At 62.7% G+C, this 18,409-nt stretch carries 13 protein-coding genes; 3 read left to right on the top strand and 10 right to left on the bottom strand.

Annotated elements, in window-relative coordinates:
* The first annotated feature begins 2 nt into the window (after window positions 1-2).
* Window positions 3-743: a LytR/AlgR family response regulator transcription factor gene (locus tag ACYVGC_RS09595; protein ID WP_460583601.1), complete on the top strand. Its 741-nt coding sequence runs from the start codon at window positions 3-5 to the stop codon at window positions 741-743.
* Window positions 744-770: 27 nt separating this feature from the next.
* On the opposite strand, the gene ACYVGC_RS09590 is transcribed toward ACYVGC_RS09595, so the two are convergent.
* The 8 genes from ACYVGC_RS09590 to ACYVGC_RS09555 all read right to left on the bottom strand — a co-directional run bounded on the left by ACYVGC_RS09590 (window position 771) and on the right by ACYVGC_RS09555 (window position 12,811).
* Window positions 771-1,235, bottom strand: a complete 465-nt coding sequence (locus ACYVGC_RS09590) for a BLUF domain-containing protein (RefSeq protein ID WP_460583600.1) — start codon at window positions 1,233-1,235, stop codon at window positions 771-773.
* Between the two features lie 131 nt (window positions 1,236-1,366).
* A complete protein-coding gene (locus ACYVGC_RS09585) occupies window positions 1,367-2,596 on the bottom strand; it encodes a bifunctional 3,4-dihydroxy-2-butanone-4-phosphate synthase/GTP cyclohydrolase II (RefSeq protein WP_460583599.1) in 1,230 nt (409 codons plus the stop codon).
* Between the two features lie 160 nt (window positions 2,597-2,756).
* Window positions 2,757-3,956 carry a glycosyltransferase family protein gene (locus ACYVGC_RS09580; protein ID WP_460583598.1) on the bottom strand — a complete coding sequence of 400 codons (1,200 nt, stop codon included), beginning with the start codon at window positions 3,954-3,956 and terminating at the stop codon, window positions 2,757-2,759.
* Window positions 3,956-5,194, bottom strand: coding sequence for a glycosyltransferase (locus tag ACYVGC_RS09575; protein ID WP_460583597.1), 1,239 nt, complete (start codon window positions 5,192-5,194; stop codon window positions 3,956-3,958). The genes ACYVGC_RS09580 and ACYVGC_RS09575 overlap by 1 nt, the downstream gene beginning before the upstream one ends.
* Window positions 5,195-5,334: 140 nt before the next feature.
* On the bottom strand, window positions 5,335-6,363 hold the full coding sequence (locus ACYVGC_RS09570; protein ID WP_460583596.1) for a potassium channel family protein: 1,029 nt from the start codon (window positions 6,361-6,363) through the stop codon (window positions 5,335-5,337).
* 102 nt (window positions 6,364-6,465) lie between these two features.
* Entirely contained in the window at window positions 6,466-9,747 is a 3,282-nt protein-coding gene (locus ACYVGC_RS09565; protein ID WP_460583595.1) for a hypothetical protein, read from the bottom strand.
* 20 nt (window positions 9,748-9,767) lie between these two features.
* Window positions 9,768-11,828, bottom strand: coding sequence for a DNA primase (gene dnaG / locus ACYVGC_RS09560; RefSeq protein WP_460583594.1), 2,061 nt, complete (start codon window positions 11,826-11,828; stop codon window positions 9,768-9,770).
* A 329-nt stretch (window positions 11,829-12,157) separates the two neighbouring features.
* Window positions 12,158-12,811, bottom strand: coding sequence for a hypothetical protein (locus ACYVGC_RS09555; protein ID WP_460583593.1), 654 nt, complete (start codon window positions 12,809-12,811; stop codon window positions 12,158-12,160).
* Between the two features lie 235 nt (window positions 12,812-13,046).
* Between ACYVGC_RS09555 and ACYVGC_RS09550 the strand changes: the two genes are divergently transcribed.
* Both ACYVGC_RS09550 and ACYVGC_RS09545 read left to right on the top strand, forming a co-directional pair.
* Window positions 13,047-14,087 (top strand): LLM class flavin-dependent oxidoreductase, encoded by a 1,041-nt coding sequence (locus tag ACYVGC_RS09550; protein WP_460583592.1) that lies wholly within the window; start codon window positions 13,047-13,049, stop codon window positions 14,085-14,087.
* A 531-nt stretch (window positions 14,088-14,618) separates the two neighbouring features.
* Window positions 14,619-17,588, top strand: a complete 2,970-nt coding sequence (locus ACYVGC_RS09545) for a leucine--tRNA ligase (protein ID WP_460583591.1) — start codon at window positions 14,619-14,621, stop codon at window positions 17,586-17,588.
* A 174-nt stretch (window positions 17,589-17,762) separates the two neighbouring features.
* Here the strand turns inward: ACYVGC_RS09545 and ACYVGC_RS09540 are convergent, their stop codons facing one another.
* Complete coding sequence (locus tag ACYVGC_RS09540) at window positions 17,763-18,023, bottom strand: type II toxin-antitoxin system RelE/ParE family toxin (protein ID WP_460583590.1); 261 nt, start codon at window positions 18,021-18,023, stop codon at window positions 17,763-17,765.
* A 44-nt stretch (window positions 18,024-18,067) separates the two neighbouring features.
* On the bottom strand, window positions 18,068-18,322 hold the full coding sequence (locus ACYVGC_RS09535; RefSeq protein WP_460583589.1) for a hypothetical protein: 255 nt from the start codon (window positions 18,320-18,322) through the stop codon (window positions 18,068-18,070).
* Between the last annotated feature and the right edge of the window lie 87 nt (window positions 18,323-18,409).

Genomic DNA, 18,409 nt, shown 5'->3' with positions numbered 1-18,409 from the left:
CCATGACCTTACCCTGCATTGCCGTTGACGACGAGCCCCTGGCGCTCAAGCTGCTCACCACATTTATCGAGCAGACGCCTTTTTTGCAGCTCGTGGGCAGCTATACCAATGCCGTGGCGGCCCTGCGCGGCCTGCAGCAGCCGGGCCCACCGGTGGCCGTGCTGTTTCTGGACATTCAGATGCCCGACCTCAATGGCCTGGAGCTGGCCCGGGTGCTCGACCGGGGCCCCGGCAGCCAGGGGCCACGCGTGGTTTTCACCACGGCCTTCGCCCACTACGCCCTCGATGGCTACCAGGTAAATGCCCTGGATTATCTGCTCAAGCCTTTTACCTACGCCGAATTTTTGCGCAGCGCGCAGAAAGCGCTGGCTTATACCCAGGCCCAGGCTGCGCCCAGCCCGGCCCTCCCCGCCGAGCCCGCCGCCGACTACCTCTACCTAAAGGTGGAGCATCAGCTGGTGCGGGTACCCTTCGGCGACATCCTGTATGTAGAAGGCCTCAAAGACTACGTGAAGGTGCACCGGCGTAGCGAAACACGGGCCCTGCTCTCGCTCACCAGTCTCAAAGGGCTGGAAGAGCGCCTGCCGCCGCACCGCTTCCTGCGCATTCACCGTTCCTACATTGTGGGGCTCGACCACATCACCTCCATTGGCCGGGGCACGGTGCAAATTGGCCCCGCTACCATCCCGGTAAGCGATAGCTACCGCGAAGCACTTGAGCGGTTTGTCAGCCGCTTGAAGTAGGGTAAAATCTTCAGCCTATGGGGCCAGCTATTCGTCGATGGCACTAGTTGTGGCGAAGTCGGCCAGAAAGCGACGCAGCTGCTCGGGCGCGTGCACGGCCAGGCCGGGCGGCCGGGCGTAGCCGGGCTGCTCCGCCAGCGGAAAGTAGCCCGTGGTAGCGCGCAAATCTTGGGTATCGGCGGCCACAAACCCCATGCGCCAGTCGGGAAACATGCGGCCGGTGGCCAGCCCCTCGTGCAGCACAAACGAATGCTTGTGGCGCGGGTCACGGGCAATTTTAGCGTATAGCTCCTGCGCCTCATCACGCGGCCCCTCAATCACTTGTACAAACTCGTGGGTATTGGCCGCGTACAGCAGCAGTCCCGAGAGGCGATGGTCCTGATTGTAAGCGCGGGCTTGGCGCAACAGGTGCGTCAGGTCCTTGGGGCTCATGCCCTCACCCGAGGCCAGGCTGTGGTAGATAAGGTGGTAGAGCGGCTGGGGAGCAAGCATGCGCAAACGAGGAGAAGGAACTCGTTTTTACGGCGCAGCACCGGCGAAGTTAGGCTGGTGGCCGGAGCTTGCTCCGGCCACCAGCCTGCTAAACAGAAGCGTACGCACAGCCTTTCACTGGTAATCAATACCTAGGCTACCGGCGGGGCAATGGGCTTCATCTCTTGCAAAATATCGTGGCCCATTTTGTCGCGCTTAGTGGCCAGGTAGGTTTCGTTATGCTGGTTGGGGGCAATTTCGATGGGCACGGTTTCGACCACCTCAATGCCGTAGGCACTGAGGCCGGTGCGCTTGCGAGGGTTGTTGGTGAGCAGGCGCAAATCGCGCAGGCCCAAGTCGCGGATAATTGCCGCGCCCACGCCGTAGTCGCGCTCATCACCCCGGAAACCCAGGTCCTCGTTGGCCTGCACGGTATCGCGGCCGGCTTCCTGCAACTTATAGGCTTTCAGCTTGTTAAGCAAGCCAATGCCGCGGCCCTCCTGGTTCATGTACACGATTACGCCGCGGCCCTCGCGGTCAATCTGCTCCATGGCCTGGTGCAGCTGCGGGCCGCAGTCGCAGCGGCACGAGCCGAAGATATCGCCCGTCACGCACGAGCTGTGCACGCGCACCAGCACCGGCTCGGGGCCGGTGATGTCGCCCTTCACCAGGGCCAGGTGCTGCGCGCCGTTGGAGCGCTGGGTGTAGGCGTAGAGGTCAAAATCGCCGTGGGCAGTGGGCAGCTTCACCGTGATTTCGCGCTGGATAAGGCTTTCCTGCGCCAGGCGGTACTTGATGAGGTCCTGCACCGAAATCAGCTTCAGGTTCCACTGCTTGGCCACCTTCTCGAGGTCGGGCAGGCGGGCCATTTCACCGTCTTCCTTGAGTATTTCGACCAGCACGCCGGCCGGCTCAAAGCCCGCCAAGCGGGCCAAATCGACGCCCGCCTCGGTGTGGCCGGCGCGGCGCAGCACGCCTTCCTTGCGGGCCTTGAGCGGGAAAATGTGCCCCGGCTTGCCCAAGTCCTCGGGCTTGGTGGCGGGGTCGATGAGGGCCAGAATGGTCTTGGAGCGGTCGGAGGCCGAGATGCCGGTGGTCACGCCGTTGGTCAGCAAATCGACCGATACCGTGAAGGGCGTGGCGTGCAGGGCCGTGTTGCGGCCCACCATCAGGTCGAGGCCCAGCTCGTCGCAGCGCTCGGCGGTGAGGGGCGCGCACACCAGGCCGCGCCCGTGGGTGGCCATAAAGTTGATGACTTCGGGCGTGGCGCAGCGGGCGGCGCAGATAAAGTCGCCCTCATTTTCACGGTCCTCGTCATCTACAACGATTACAACTTTGCCGGCCCGGATATCTTCAATGGCGGATTCGATGGTGTCAAGCATGGGATATTTTTCGATAAAACCTTTTCTATCAGTTTCTTACACTAATGAAAAAGGTGACTGGTTTGCCGTGTGGGCCCTGGCGTTAGGCTGGGAGCAGCGCGGCTTTCTGGGTGGGTAAAACGTTCGGGCAAGCCCTAAAGACGAGTAACAGCTAACTCACTCAATCGGCCCGCTGGAAGCGCTGGGTGGGCTGCCACACGGCCGGCGCGGCCCCGCGCAGGTAGCGCCAGTAGCCCAGCAGCAGGGCGGCGTTCATGCTGTAAAAGTGGGTGATAAACCGCAGCTGCCGCAGGTGCCAGCCCCCGGCGCGGCGCAGCACCAGGTCGAGCAGTAGCAGCAGCGGCAAACCCAGCTGGCCCAGCAGCGCCAGCTGAAAAAACCAGCCCGCCCCCCGCGCCACCAGCGCCGCCGTGGCCGCCAGCGCCGCCAGCAGCAGCAGCGGCGTGTACCAGCGCAGCACCTTGTGCGACCACAGCATGAAGCTCACCCCACGCCAGGGTGGCCACAGCAGCGCCCGGAAAACCTTCAGGTTCTGGAAGTTGCCGGTCGAGATGCGGGTTTTGCGGCGAAACTCCTCCCGCAGGTGGTCCGACACATCTTCGTAGCACACGGCGGCCGGCTCGTTAATGGCCTGGTAGCCAGCTTGCAGCACGGCCATGGAGCTGTAAAAATCATCGACGATAAACGCCGCTGGGGCCGGGTAGTAGCAGGCCTGGCGCACGGCAAAGCAGCCCCCAAACGCCCCAGCCATGGCACCCCACACCGTGCCCTCCTGGTACTTGAGGCGGTTTTCGCGCGCCAGATAAGCCTTTTCCTGGCCGGAAATACCCTCGGCCCGGTGCTCAGGATTGAGAATGTGGCCGCCCACCAGGCCAATTACTGGGTTATAAAAATGCTTGACTAACTGATAGATAGCATCAGGCGTGAAAAACACGTTGGCATCGGTGAGCACGAGCACGGGCGCGGTGGCTTGCTGGGCCAGGCTCTCGATAACGGTGGCCTTGCCGGTGCGCTCGGTGTAGGCGGTGATGCGCAGCTGCGGATGCTGCCGGGCCAGGGCAGCCAGCAGGTCGTTGGTGCCATCGGTCGAGCAGTCGGAGCCCACCAGCAGCCGGAGTTTGTGCAGCGGATAGGTGGTATCGAACGTGCTGCGGATTTTTTCGGCCAGCACGCTTTCCTCGTTGTGGGCGGCCAGCAGAATATCCACGGCCGGCAGCTCGGGCGCACCGGGGGCGTGCACGAGTTGGTTGGGTTGGCGGCCACGCGCCAGCCGCGCCACCAACAGCGGAAACACGGCGTAGGTGTGCGCCACCAGCAGCAGGCAAAGCCAGAAAACCCCGATGAGTACAGCGTTCGGCATCAGCGCGCAGCCACGGGCCGCAGCCGGGCATAAAGGGTTTCGAAGCGCTCCGTGACGCGGCGGTTGTCGTAAATCTCGGCAGCCGTAGCCGCGGCAGCGGCCCCAATGGCGGCCACTGGCAGGCGGCCGTGGTAATAGTCGCGCAGGGCCTGCTGCCAGGCGGCGGCCCCGTCGCGCAGCACGCTGTCGTGGCCGTCGCGCACGGCCACGCCTTCGGCTCCGAGGCCGGTGCTCAAAATGGCTTTGCCCAGGGCCAGGCCCTCGATGATTTTGATACGCATGCCGCCGCCGCTCAGCAGCGGCACCAGCATGAGGTCGTACTGGCGCATGAAGGCGGCGGCCGAGTTTACAAAGCCGTGAATAAATACGTTGTCGGTGCGCGGGGCCAGCAGGTGGGCGGGCGGCGCGGTGCCGGCCACGTGCAGCGCCAAGTCGGGCAGCTCGGCGTGGATGGCCGGCCACACCTCGCGCAGCAGCCACTCCAAGCCTTCGAGGTTGGGCAGCCAGTTGAGCGAGCCAATCATAAACACGGTGCGCAGCTGGGGCACCACGGCCGGGTCGGGCTGAAACGCGGATAGCTCCACGGCGGCCGGCACCAGCGCCACGGGGGCCGGGCAGCCCAGCTCGCGCAGGCGCACGATGTCCTCTTCAGTAATGGCGGCCACGGCATCGACGTGGCGCACCAGCCACTTCTCAAATGCTTGCATACGTTGCGCCAGGCTATTGAAGTACCACGTCTTCAATATGTTACGACTACCTTGGGCCAGTGTTTCCCAAATACGATACTCCACGTTGTGGGCGCGCAGCACTACGGGCGGCAAGTTGGGGAGCCGCCCCGCCCGGTGCTCCTGGTGCAGGTAGCCCGCGTACCAGCCCACCGACGTGCCTTCAATCTGAACTACGTCAAATTGCTCATCTACCAGTAGTTGGCTTAAAACTTCGCTCAACGGCAGGCTGATGAAGCGCTCCATATTATATGGAATACCTTGGCCAATACCCAGCGGCCCGGTCCCGCGGGGCTGCAACAGATTTTGCAGCGCCTTCAGCGGGTTGAGGTTGGTGTTCACTTCCACGGGCACCAGCCGAAAACTGGGGCCGAGGTGGTCGAGCACGTTGGCGGGCTGGTGGTGCTTGGGCGTGTTGATGGCGAGCATCGTGACGCGGTGGCCGGCCCGCAGCAGCCCCGCCGTGATGTTATAAATCCCAATTGCGCCCCCGTCGTGCAACGGAAAAGGCACGCGCGGACTTACCTGAAGAATGTGCATGAACTCGGGGCGGCCGGCTACCAGCAACTAGCTGGCCGCTTTTGGTAGAAAGGTTGGAGGCACAAAGAACGCCACCAGTCAACGGCCGGCCGGCACCAGCCAGCGTGGCCTACCTATTTATACTGCTTGTGTACGGCCTGAATCTGGGCCTCGTTGCCGAGCACCAGCAGCACGTCGCCGGCGGCGGGGCGGTAGTCAGCGGCGGGGCTCACCTCCAGCTCACCGCCCTGGCCACGGCGCAGGGCAATAACGGTAGCCCCGGTGCGCGAGCGCACGTCGAGCTCCCGAATGCTTTGGCCGCGCACGCTGGGCCGCATCTCGCTGAAGGACAGCTCTTCAAGGCGCAGCTTGTTGGGGTCGAGGCCCGAAATCATGTCGAGAAACCGAATGACCTCGGGGCGAATAATGAGGTTGGCCATGTGCGAGCCGCCGATTTCGTCGGGCATTACCACCGAGTTGGCCCCGGCCGACAGCAACTTGCTCACGCTGCTGCGGGCGCTGGCCCGGGCAATGATGAGCACGTGGGGGTTGAGTTCGCGGGCCGTGAGCGCAACAAACACGTTGTCAGCATCTTTGGGCAAAGCCGTTATAAGGGCGCGGGCGTGCTCGATGCCCGCCTGGCGCAGGGTGGCGTCGAGGGTGGCGTCGCCGTACACGGCCGGAATCTGCTGGCCCCCGGTGCCGCCGGCGTCGTTCACGGCGCGCAGCATGGCTTCGTTTTGCTCTACTACCACGGCGCGGGTGCCGCTGTGGCGCAGCTCGTCGTATGCCTTGTAGCCGTTGCGCCCGAAGCCGCACACGATAACGTGGTCGCGAAAGCTCTTGATTTCCTGGTCGGCGCGAATCATGCGAAAAAGGTGGCGCAGCTCGCCGTCAAAAATGTACGTGGTGAGCACCGACACGAGGTAGGCCACCACCAACAGGTTGAATAAGATATAAAACGACACGAAGATGCGCCCCGTGTCGGAGAGCGGGTGCACTTCGCCAAAGCCGACCGTAGAGGCCGTTATCACCGTCATGTAAAAGGCGTCGATGAAGGAATAATTTTCCAGCATCATGAAGCCGCCCACCCCCACCGCGAAGCTGAAAGCGAGCAGGGCCAGGGCCAGCCACAAGCGGGAAAGGTTAAGTTCTTTGAGCATATTTTCAGTTATCAGTCATTACTTATCATTTCTTTATAATCACTTGCTAATCAGTCATAAAATGAGCTTCTTCCTCCTTGTTTCTCATGCCTGCTACTTGACTTAAGTATTTGCCGCCGCCGTGTCCGGCAGTTGCGTTTCTTCACTCGTGAGCGGCGGAAACACAAACTGCGCGGCGGCGGCCACGAGCGGAGCCGGGTCGGCGCGGTAGTGGTTGAGGCGGGTGCGCAGGGCGGCCGTCCAGCCGGCGGGCTGGGTGGCTTGCGCCCGCAGCGCGGCCAGGGCTAGACGGCGCAAGCGGGCATCGGGGCTGACGGCGAGGGCGTGCTCCAGCACAAGCAGCGAATTTACATCTTCTTGAGAAGCAATTCGTTGCCGACTATCATCAAGGGCGCGGACGGTAGCCATGAGCACCTCCGCATCCAGGGCGTCGGTGGCGGCCAAGCTAGTCAGATATGGGGCCAGTTCGGGCCAGGGCAGCCCCGCCAGGGCAAGCCGCACTTGCAGCCGCACCGTGAGCGGGTCGGGGTGCAGGGCGGCTAGCACGCCGTGCACCACGGGCTGTAAGCGGCTGCGATTGCTGGCCAGGGCGGTGTGCAGGGCAGTGAGCGTGGCCTGCAGCACGCGCCGCTGGGGCAGCACCTGGGTCACCGCTTCGGCCAGGGCGGCGGCATCCTGGGTGGCGTAGGTGGCAAACAGGGCGCGGGCGGCGGCCTTGTACTCGTCGGGCAGCGGCGAGTGCAGGCGGGCGAGGAGCGGCGGCAGCAGCACCCGGCCGGGGTCGGCGAGTGGCAGCGAAGCGAAGCGGCCCAGCACCCGTACCCGCAGCAGGGCATCGGGGTGGCCGAGCAGCGCAGCCAGCAGCGCCAGCACCTGCTGCTGCACGACGGGCGAGAGCCGGTCGGTGGGCAGCCAGACCACGCCGGCGGCCACGGCCGGGTCGGGGTCAGTGGCGGCGGCCAGCAGAATGGGCCAGGTTTCAGCACGCTCCAGGTGGGGCCACAGGGCCCGGAGCAGGGCCACGCGCACGTCGCGGTGCAGCGGGCGGGCGGCCATTTCGAGCAGCAGCGGGTACGCGGCGGGCGTGTCGAGGTCGCCGAGCAGGCGGATAACCTCCTTGGCTACCGTCACCTTTTGGTTGGGTACCACTTGCAGCAGGGCCAGCGCCCGGGCGGCGGGCATTTCCAGCAGCGTGGAGCGCAGGGCATAAATGGCGATACGGGCGCGGTCATCATCCAAGGCTTCTGTCAACACGGGCACACCTTGCCCATTATCGAGCCGGGCCAGGGCGCGCAGCGCAGTGTCGCGCACGGCGAGGTTTTCCGTACGCGCATCGGCCAGGCTAATCAGGCGCGCCGGGAACACGGCCGGCAGCGCGGCCAGCTGGTGAATAGCTTGGATGAGCGTGGGCGTATCACGCTGCTTATCTTGTGTCAGCTGGGTGAGCGTTTCGGCAAACAGGTGCTGCTGCGTCGGGGTCCAGCGGTAGAAGCCGGTGAGCAGGGGCAGCACGAAGCGCGTTTTACCAGTCGAGAATCGCCCTTGGTAGGCGCGCTGCCCCAAAAACGGCGTCAGTAAATCCCGCCGCCGCCGGTGCAGGTAGGTATACACTACGGGCAGCGTTACCACACTGGGGTCGCTGGCCAGCAGGGCCGGAATGAGCGTAGCAAAGCGGTCGGACCGGTGCCAGGCCAGCAATTGCAAAATCTGGGAGGCCACGTGGGCTTGCCGCGTGGTGGCGAGCACGCGTTCCAGCAGGTCGGTCAGCTCCTCAAACACGCGTAGCCGCCGGCCCAGGCTGCGGGCCACCTGCACCAGCAGCGATTCTCGCTCGCGGGTAGCCCAAGCTTGCAGCACCGGCAGCAGCGCCGGCACAATCGCCCGCACGTCGGCATCGGTGAGTTGGTTGCCCAGCGAACCGAAATACACTTGCCCCCGTGATTTTGCCAGCTCGCCCAGCCACGCCGCCGCCCACTCGGGCTGAAACGGCACCAGCGATACTACCAGCTGCTCGGCATAGCGGGCGGTGGCTGGCGATAAGTCGGCGGCGTTCAGCGCATCGCGCAAAATCTGACTAAGTTCTTCTAAATGAGCAGTTTGCCAACGCGCCGGGGGTAGGCTGGCCAGCGCCGCCAGCATGGTTTGCCGCACCGGGTCCTGCTCGTTGGCACGGGCCCGCACCAGAGCCAGCGCCGCCGGCAGCTGGGCGCGGTGGTAGCGGGCCACCCCAATTTGCGCGGCCAGCGCCAGGGTGCGCAGCTTGGCATCGGGGTTGCGCACGAAGGGGTCGAGCACGGCGCGGGCCTCGTCCCAGGGCAGGAAGGTGGCGTAGGGCAGCCGCTGGGCCGGGCGCGTTGCCAGCGCGGGCAGGGCCAGGTGGCGCCGGGCCTCGGCCTCGCGCAACTCACTAGGCAGCAGCGCTACTGTGGGAGTTGGCAACACCCCCTCGGTGCTACGCCACCCGTTGCCGGCCACGCCAAACGCGGCCCGGCGCACCGCGGGCGGCACGCGGGGCAGCCAGGCGGCGCGGTCGGCCACGAGGGCGGGGCGGTAGTGCAGCACCGCCAGCAGCCGAACTTGGGTGAGGCGGTGGGCAAACCGGCTGATATCGAGCCGGACGGCCGCGCCGTCTGCGTGCGCCAGCAGCAAATCCACTACCTCGTTGGGGCGGCGCGCGGCCACAGGTTGCCAGTCGATGCGGGCCGGCGACTCGTAGCGCAGCAGCGCTTGCGCTAGCGCCAGGGCGTGGGCGGGGCGGCGCTCGGCTAGGGCGGGCAGCACCGCGTTTAGGTGATATAAGAGCCGGGCATCGGGGGCGGTCTGTGCTTGCTGCTGGGCGTGCTGCTGCGCAAAGGCGATATCCGGGTGGTACTTGGCCAGCCGTATCCAATTGTTCGTTCCCCAACCTGGCAGCACGGCCGCCACGTGTTTTTCGACCAGGGCGGCGGTGCCGAAGTGCAGGAACGACGCCAGCCGGTCGTCGGCGCGGATGGCTAGCTCTTCCAGCAGCGCATCTACTACGGCGAGCCGGCCCCGCTGCCGCAGGTTGCGCAGCAGCTTGGGCTGCGCTTTGCGCGTGAGGCTGCCAAACGCCAGCCGCACCTGCGCATCGGTGCAGGCGAGGGCTACCAGGCTGAGCGCCAGGCCGCGCAGCAACCGCGACTGGTCGGCCAAGCCAGCCAACACGCGCGCTCCGTCGCCGCTGCCATAGCAAGCCAGTAAGGCCGACTGCCGCTCGTAGAAGCTGTTAGCCGTAGCGAGCCCTTGCAGCAGGCCCGCGGCCGCGGCATCGGTGCGGGCCTGCTGCCCCAGCGCCACCAGGCGCTGCACCCGGTTGTCGTAGGGGGCGGCCTCAAGTTCGGCCAGGAGCGCGTCAACAGTCATTAGTATTGATTAGTAATTAGTTACGCATTACGCGCTACCACCGTACCCAGCAATTGGGCCAACTGGTTGTCGAGCTTGGTGAGTTCATTATAACGCAGCAGCGCGTTCAGCTTCTCGTTGTCGTCGAGGCGCGGGTCGTTGAGTTGGGCCAGGCACTGCTGGCGCTCGCGCTGCACGTGGCACTTGTTGAGGCGCAGAATGGCGTTATCGCAGGCCAACTGCAAGAGGTTCAACTCGGTAGGCACGTGAATATCCTTGATGCGCCAGTTGGGGCTGAGGTCGTAGCGCTCGGTGGCGAAGTCAGCCAGCAGGCTCCGGATGGCGGCGTCTTCGTGGTGGGCCAGCTGGCGCATCGTGGGCAGCTGGCCCTGCAAAAAGGCCGCGCGGCACTCGTCCCACAGCTGGGCGTAGAGGGGCGTGCGCAGCGGCGTATCTTCCATTTGACTCAGTAAATAATGCGCCACCGACACGTCGGGCTGCACCTCGTGGGGGCCGTAGAGCACCAGCAGGCGCAGCACGGCCTGCTCGCACTGTTGCAGCAGGTCGAGGGGGTGGGCCAGCTCTTCGGGACCGGCAAAGGGGCCCGCCAGCTGGGCTGCCTGCTCTTCCGAGCCACTCGTGACGCCGTACATGGCCATCTCGATTTCCTCCTCGGGCGTGAGGGGGCGGGCCGCAGCCGGGGCGGCGGGCGGCGTGGGGCGCGGGGTGGCGCTGGGGGCGGGCGACTGCGAGCCACTCCTACCGGGCGGGCTGGTTTTGAGGAGCTTGTTGTATTCGGTGATAATCACCTGCTCCTCAAAGCCAAAGGCTACGGCCGTTTGCTGCAAAAACACCTGGCGCTTGAGGCCGTCGGGCACCTTGGCAATGCTGTGGAGCACCTCCCGGATAGCCTCGGCCTTCTTCACCGGGTCGTGACTGGCCTCGCGGGCCACGAGCGTGGTTTTGAAGGTAATGAAGTCCTGGCTCTGGTTTTCGATGTAGTCGGCAAAGCGCTGGTCGCCCACCTTGCGGATGTAGCTGTCGGGGTCGTCGCCGTCCGGAAACAGCACCACGCGCACATTGAGGCCGCCTTCCAGCAGCAGGTCGGTGCCGCGCAGGCTGGCCTTGATGCCCGCCGCGTCGCCATCGTACAGCACCGTCACGTTGTCGGAATACCGCTTGATGAGCCGGATTTGCCCTTCCGTGAGCGAGGTGCCCGACGAGGCCACCACGTTTTTGATGCCGCCCTGGTGCAGGCTCAGTACGTCGAGGTAGCCCTCCACGAGGTAGCACACTTCGGCTTGCCGGATGCTTTGGCGCGCCTGAAACAGCCCGTAGAGCACATCCGACTTGTGGTAAATCTCCGACTCGGGCGAGTTGAGGTACTTCGCCATCTTGTCGTCGCGCTTCAGGGTGCGCGCCCCGAAGCCAACCACCCGGCCGCTCACGTTGTGAATCGGGAACATCACGCGCCCCCGGAAGCGGTCGTAACGCCGGCCGGTATCGTGGCCCTGGTCGTCCTCGCGCTTGATGACGAGACCAGTTTTTTCGAGGTATTTGAGCTGGTAACCCGCCTTTTCGCCGGCCTTCAGCAGGTCGTCCCACTGGTCGAGCGAGTAGCCCAGCTCAAAGGTTTGGATGGTGGTCAGGTTCAGGCCCCGCTCCTTGAGGTAGGCGTAGCCCACGCCCATGCCCTCCTCCGTGTTTTGGAGCAGCCGGTGATAATGGTCTTTAGCCCAGCTAGATACGATGTACTGCGAGTCGCGCTCATTCTGGGCCAGCTGCTCTTCGGGGGTGCGCTCCTCCTCCTCGGGCACGGCCACGCCGTACTTTTTGGCTAGGGCGCGCAGGGCTTCGGGGTAGCTGCTGCCCTCCACGTCCATCACAAACTGGATAACGCCGCCCGCCTTGCCGCAGCCGAAGCACTTGTAGAGCCCTTTGCTGGGGTTTACCGAAAACGAGGGCGATTTTTCGTTGTGAAACGGGCAGCAGGCCCAGTAGTTCTGGCCCTGGCGCTTGAGCTGCACGTAGTCGCCCACCACCTCCAGGATGTCGGCGGTGTGGATAATCTGGTCAACGGTTTCTTTGGGGATGCGGGCCACGGGTTCTGCTTATGGAAGTCAAATTTACACCCGCCGCGGGCCGGGCTAGTACCGGGCTGACTACCATGCCCGGCCCGTGCCACAAAAGCGCTACCGGCTTCCCGCGCTGGCGGCGGCCCAGGCACGGGGCTGGTGGCCTTAGTACGCACAGGTTGCCTACCCTGTGGGTTTTTCATAAAAGAAGCCCGGCCAATTAGTTGACCGGGCTCCTTCGTATTTTATAGCAGCCTTGTATTCCTACATCCACAGGGCGCGCATGCTCGCGGGCCAACAGTCGGGCACTTCTACGCCCAGGCTCACAGCGGCTGGGCTACTACGCGGCTCACCAGCTAGGGGCGGCTCACGGCGTCGAGAGCCTGGGCGGCAGTAAACTCCTTTTCAACCGTAGAGTAGCCGGGGGGCGAAATGCGCTTGCCGCTGCTGGTGATGAACGTAGGCTTCAGCTTGAGGGTGAAGCGCAGGGGCTGGCGGTCACGGTCGGTGAGGCCAAGCGCAAAATCGGCCAGGCTCTCGCCCGACTGCTTGCCCATTACCTTGCTCAGGTCGCTTTCCACCATAATGGGGGCCGTAACGAGGCCGCCGTTGGCGGGCACTTCGATGCGCTGGTTGGTGTGGCCTTTGGCTACTCCCTTATCGTCGATGAGGGCGATGTAGTCGAACTCGTTGAGGGCGGCCGTTTCGTTGTTGGGGTTGCGAAACTCCAGGTTCACCCGCATGCGCAGGGGCAGGTTGCCGGCGGTGGCCGCCACGGCCAGCAGGGCCCGCTCGGCGGTACCCAGGTCGCCGGCCTGGCGCATGTTCAGCACATTCACGCCGCCTACGGTGGCTTGGTCTACGGAAGCCAGGCGCACGTCAACGTTCTTGAACGCTTTGGCTTGCTGCACCTGCTCCTGGATGCCGCACTGGCTGAGCCCAGCCACGGCCAGCAGGCCGGCAAACGCCTGCGCCGCCACGCGGTTCTTTGAGGGAATAGAAGAAAACATAGTAGAAAAAAACGAAGGGTGAAAAAACGAATGTTCGCCTTTTACTCCTATTCTATCAATTAGTTGTACCATTTGAAAAACTTTTTTGTCGGCCTATCCTTAGCTAAGAATAGTGTAATTTGTTGAAATGGCCAATGTCAACAAAAGCCCCCTGGCAGACCCTGCGTCACGCCGCGCCGCCAACTTTTATGCGCGGCAATTGGTTTACCTTACTTCCTATTCTTCGTGATTCATTATGGCAAATTCTCCCAAGCAGGTCGCCTTTTCCGTACTGGATTTGGCTCCCGTGCTCGCCGGCGCTACCCCCACCGACACCTTCCGCAACAGCCTGCACCTCGCCCAGCAGGTCGAGCAGCTGGGCTACACCCGCTACTGGCTTTCCGAGCACCACAACATGGCCAGCGTGGCCAGCTCCTCGCCGGTGGTGCTGATTGGCTACATCGCGGGCGGCACTACCACGCTGCGCGTGGGCTCGGGCGGCATTATGCTGCCTAACCACGCCCCGCTGGTGGTGGCCGAGCAAATTGGTACGCTGGCCTCGCTCTACCCCGGCCGCATCGACCTGGGCCTGGGCCGCGCCCCCGGCTCCGACCAGCGCACGGCGCAGGCCATTCGGGGCAGCCGCATGGGTGGCGCGCAGGATTTTCCGCGCGAGATTCAGCAGCTGCAAACCTACTTCTCAGCCGATAATAGCTCGGCCGCCGTGCGCGCTATCCCCGGCGAGGGGCTAGATATTCCGATTTACATCCTGGGCTCCAGCACCGACAGCGCCTACCTGGCGGCCGCAATGGGCCTGCCCTACGCCTTTGCCAGCCACTTTGCGCCGGGCCAGCTGCTACCCGCGCTGGAAATCTACCACCAGAATTTCCGCCCCTCCAAGGCACTGGCCAAGCCCTACGTCATTGCCTGCGTGAACGTGGTGGCGGCCGATACCGACGAGCACGCCGCCTACCTCTCCACCTCGCTCCAGCAATTTATGCAGAGCGTGGTTACGGGCCACCCGGCCCCGCTGCAACCGCCCGTCGAGTCGATGCGCCCGCTGTGGGTGCCCGGCGGGCAGCAGGCCGTACAGCAGATGCTGGCCTACTCGTTTGTGGGCAGCCCCGCCACCATTCAGCAGGACTTACAGGAGTTTATCGCCGAAACGCAGGTGGATGAGCTAATGGCCGTTTCCAATATCTTCGATCTGGAGGCGCGGGTTTATTCCTATAAACTGCTAGCCGATGCGCTACGGGCGCTGGCCACGCAGCCGGCCGCTGAGCTGGTGGCGCACTAATGCGCAAGTGGCGACCACTTTCCCCAAAAAGTTCGCATCTTTGCGCAACTCCCGACGGCTGAACTTAGTTAGCAACCTAAGCAGGAAGGGCGCGAACCCTCCCTGCCGGCTAATCGGTTACTTGTGCAGCAGCACGTACATGCTGCTGGCTACCAGTACCCAGCGACCAAGTTGCAATAGCAGCTTAGTCGGGAGCCTGACAAAGATTATAATGTAATCGTCGTCGCTGTTTGGTTTGTTCTCCATAGGACTTGAATCTTTATGGGGAGAATAAATACCCAATTCGAAGCCCGTGGCCTGCCAGCCACGGGCTTCGCCTTTTTCTAGCCGAAGCTATCAAAAGGCACCGTGGTTGGCGGGAGACTACCGCACAGTGCGGCAAAGCTAACACCACGAATCGTCCGGCTCCCCCTCTCCTGTTCGGAGAGGGGGCCGGGGGGTGAAGCGCCCCGCCCGAACGACACCACGCGCGGACTCGCAGAGTCCACGCTACTGGCTTTCGTACCTTCGCGCGAATAACCAGCCAACAAAATGCCCGCGTACCGCCCCCAAGAGCTCGAAAAAAAGTGGCAAGACCACTGGCAGCAGCACAACACCTTCCGCGCCGATAATGCCTCCAGCAAGCCCAAGTACTACGTGCTCGACATGTTTCCCTACCCTTCGGGGGCGGGCCTTCACGTAGGGCACCCGCTGGGCTACATTGCCTCCGATATTGTGGCGCGCTACCAGCGCCTGCAAGGCCGCAACGTGCTGCACCCCATGGGATTCGACTCGTTTGGGTTGCCCGCCGAGCAGTACGCCATCCAGACCGGCCAGCACCCGGCCGTGACCACCGAGAAGAACATTGAAACCTACATCCGGCAGCTCCAGCAGCTGGGTTTCAGCTACGACTGGGAGCGCGAGGTGCGGACTTCGGACCCCGACTACTACAAGTGGACGCAGTGGATTTTCCTCAAGCTCTTCAATAGCTGGTACAACCTCGACACTGACCGCGCCGAGCACATCCGCACCTTGCAGGAGAAGTTTGGCGAAAACGGCAGCGCCGGTATTCGCGCCGCCGGGGGCGATGAGGAGCGCCACGACTTCTCGGCCGGCCAGTGGCAGATGATGAGCGAGAAGCAGAAGCTTGCCGCCATTCTCCCCTATCGCCTTGCCTACCAGCAAGATACCTATGTGAACTGGTGCGCCGCCCTGGGTACGGTGCTGAGCAACGACGAGGTAAAAGATGGCCTCTCGGAGCGCGGCGGCTACCCCGTCGAGCGCCGCCTCATGCCGCAGTGGAACCTGCGCATCACCGCCTACGCCGACCGCCTGCTCCAGGGCCTCAACACCCTCGACTGGCCCGACGCCGTGAAGGAGATGCAGCGCAACTGGATTGGCAAGAGCATCGGGGCCGAGGTCACCTTCCCGGTGCAGGGCCACGAAGGTGCTGATATTAAGGTCTATACCACCCGCGTCGATACCATCTACGGCGCTACGTTCCTGGTTTTAGCGCCTGAACATGAGTTGGTAAACACCCTCACCACGCCCGCGCAACGTGCGGCCGTGGATGAGTACATAGCCGCCACCAAGCGCCGCTCGGAGCGCGACCGCATGTCGGACGTCAAAACCGTGTCGGGCGTGTTTACGGGCGCGTATGCGGCCAACCCAGTCGATGGCACGCCCGTGCCCATCTGGCTGGCCGACTACGTGCTGGCCGGCTACGGCACCGGCGCCGTGATGGCCGTGCCCAGCGGCGACCAGCGCGACTACCTCTTCGCCCAGCACTTCGACCTGCCCATCCCGGCCATTTCGGACGCCCAACAGAACCTCGACCAGCAGGCCGACCCCACCAAGGAAGGCCGCTACATCAACTCGGGCATCGTCAACGGCCTCACCTACAAGGAAGCCACCACCACGCTCATCGCCTTCCTCGAAGAAAAGGGCCTCGGCAAGGGCAAGGTGAACTTCCGCCTGCGCGACGCCATTTTTGGCCGCCAGCGCTACTGGGGCGAGCCCATCCCGATTTACTACAAAGACGGCACCGCCTACGGCGTGGCCGAAGCCGACCTGCCGCTCGTGCTCCCCGAAATCGACGAGTACAAGCCCACCGAAACCGGCGAGCCGCCCCTGGGCCGCGCCCAAGACTGGAAGTACCGCGGCCAGCACGAGTTCGAGCTGAGCACCATGCCCGGCTGGGCCGGCTCCAGCTGGTACTACCTCCGCTACATGGACCCGCACAACGCCGACCGCTTCGTATCCGAAGAAGCCGAGCAGTACTGGGGCCAGGTGGACCTCTACATGGGCGGCGCCGAGCACGCCACCGGCCACCTGCTCTACTCCCGCTTCTGGTACCTGTTCCTCAAGGATTTGGGCCTGGTCACGCACAGCGAGCCGTTCCAGAAACTGATAAATCAGGGGATGATTTTGGGCCGGTCGAGTTTTGTATACCGGGTTAATATTGACTGGAATTTTGTAAAAGCAGATTCAAGTAATCAAAGCGAAATCAAACCACCACAGGTATTTGCTACACTTGGATTAGCAAAAGTAATTTCCAGCCCGAATGTCAATGAATTACCAGAATTAGAAATTTTCGATAAGCAACTCGCTGAAATAGCTGGCCGTTTTGCTCTAAAAAACAACTTAGAGCTCGTAACATATCCAATTATGAGGCTCGGCCAAGACGAGTGTATAACACCATTGCACGTTGATGTTAATATCGTTGATGGGGATGAACTTGATTTTAATAAGTTCAGAGATTGGCGAGGGGAGTATGCCGATGCGGAATTTATCTGTGCTGTAAAAGACGTTTATGTCTGTGGTTCGGAAATTGAGAAAATGTCCAAGTCCAAGCATAATGTTGTTAACCCCGATGATTTAGTCAAAAAATACGGCGCGGACGCCCTGCGCCTATACGAAATGTTCCTCGGCCCGCTGGAGCAGTTCAAGCCCTGGAATACCAACGGCATCAGCGGCGTGGCGGGCTTCCTTAAGAAGTTCTGGCGGCTCTTCCACCCCGAAGACGGCGCGCTAGCTGTGACCGACGAGGCCGCCAGCCCCGCCGAGCTGAAGGCCCTGCACCGCGTCATCCAAAAGGTGGCCCAGGACATCGACAAGTTCAGCTTCAACACCAGCGTCAGCACCTTCATGATTGCCGTGAATGAGTTGACCGCCCTCGGCACCCACAAGCGCGCCATCCTGGAGCCGCTCGTGCTACTGCTCTCGCCCTTCGCCCCCCACCTCGCCGAGGAGCTGTGGGAAGCCCTCGGCCACGAATCCGGTAGCATCAGCCACGCCGCCTACCCCGAGTTCCGCGAAGAATACCTGGTCGAAGCCAACGTGACCTACCCCGTGGCCATCAATGGCAAAGTGCGCGACCAGCGCCAGTTTGCCGCCACCGCCACCCCCGCCGAAATCGAAACCGCGATTCTGGAATCGGATTTCCTGAGCCGCTTCGGCGAGGGGAAAGCGGCCAAGAAGGTAGTGGTAGTGCCCGGTAGAATGGTGAACGTGGTGATATAGTTCGTGCCACCCGCGCCGTCTGCGCCATCTGCGCCGTCTGTCATGCTGACGAAGGAAGCATCCTATCACGCCAGCACAATCGTTCGGCGGTGATAGGATGCTTCCTTCGTCAGCATGACAGACGATTATAAAGCCAAAAGCGCCCGCTGCATCAGCAGCGGGCGCTTTTGGCTTTTACAGTAATCCGTTTTCGCGCAGCAGGTCGTCGCGCTCGTTATCCGAAATAGAATCCTGCTCCGACTTATCATAAATCGTGAGCAGGAAAATTTGCTCGCCAACTATTTTAACGCAGGTTATTGCGCGGGCACCACCACTTTTACCTTTATTCTTTGCGGCAATACTTAGGCGCACTTTGTAGCAGTCGCGGCCCAGCGGCTCGCCGGCACGCGGGTTGTTTCTGAGTTCCGCGAGTAGTTCAGCAAAGTCATTTGGCATACTGGCATATTTCTTCGCCAGCCGTTTGTATAGAGCGGTCGAACTTAATCGAGGTTATTATTACGAAGCTCATCTAGTAGTTCATCAGCCGTTTTCAATTTGATTTTTCCCTGCTGATGCAATTCCACTTCGTGGAGTGCCTCGCGGAAATCATCAATCCACTCCTGCTGCGCGGGCGTGTACTGCTTGGGTTTGGGTGGAGCTACCGTCTTCGTTTTAATGGCAAAAGGAAGCGCCTTTAGCACCTTCAGCAAAGGGGCAAGCTGTTCATCGGGGATGGTAAGGAGAACCTGGCTCATGATGCAAGATACAAGTGACAACTGCTTACAAGGAATGGCCGCCGGGAGTTCAGCCGGGCGCCCTTGCAACGCGGGCTAAAGGGCTTT

This window comes from Hymenobacter arcticus, assembly GCF_054779975.1.
This window is presented reverse-complemented; position numbering and strand designations above follow the sequence as displayed.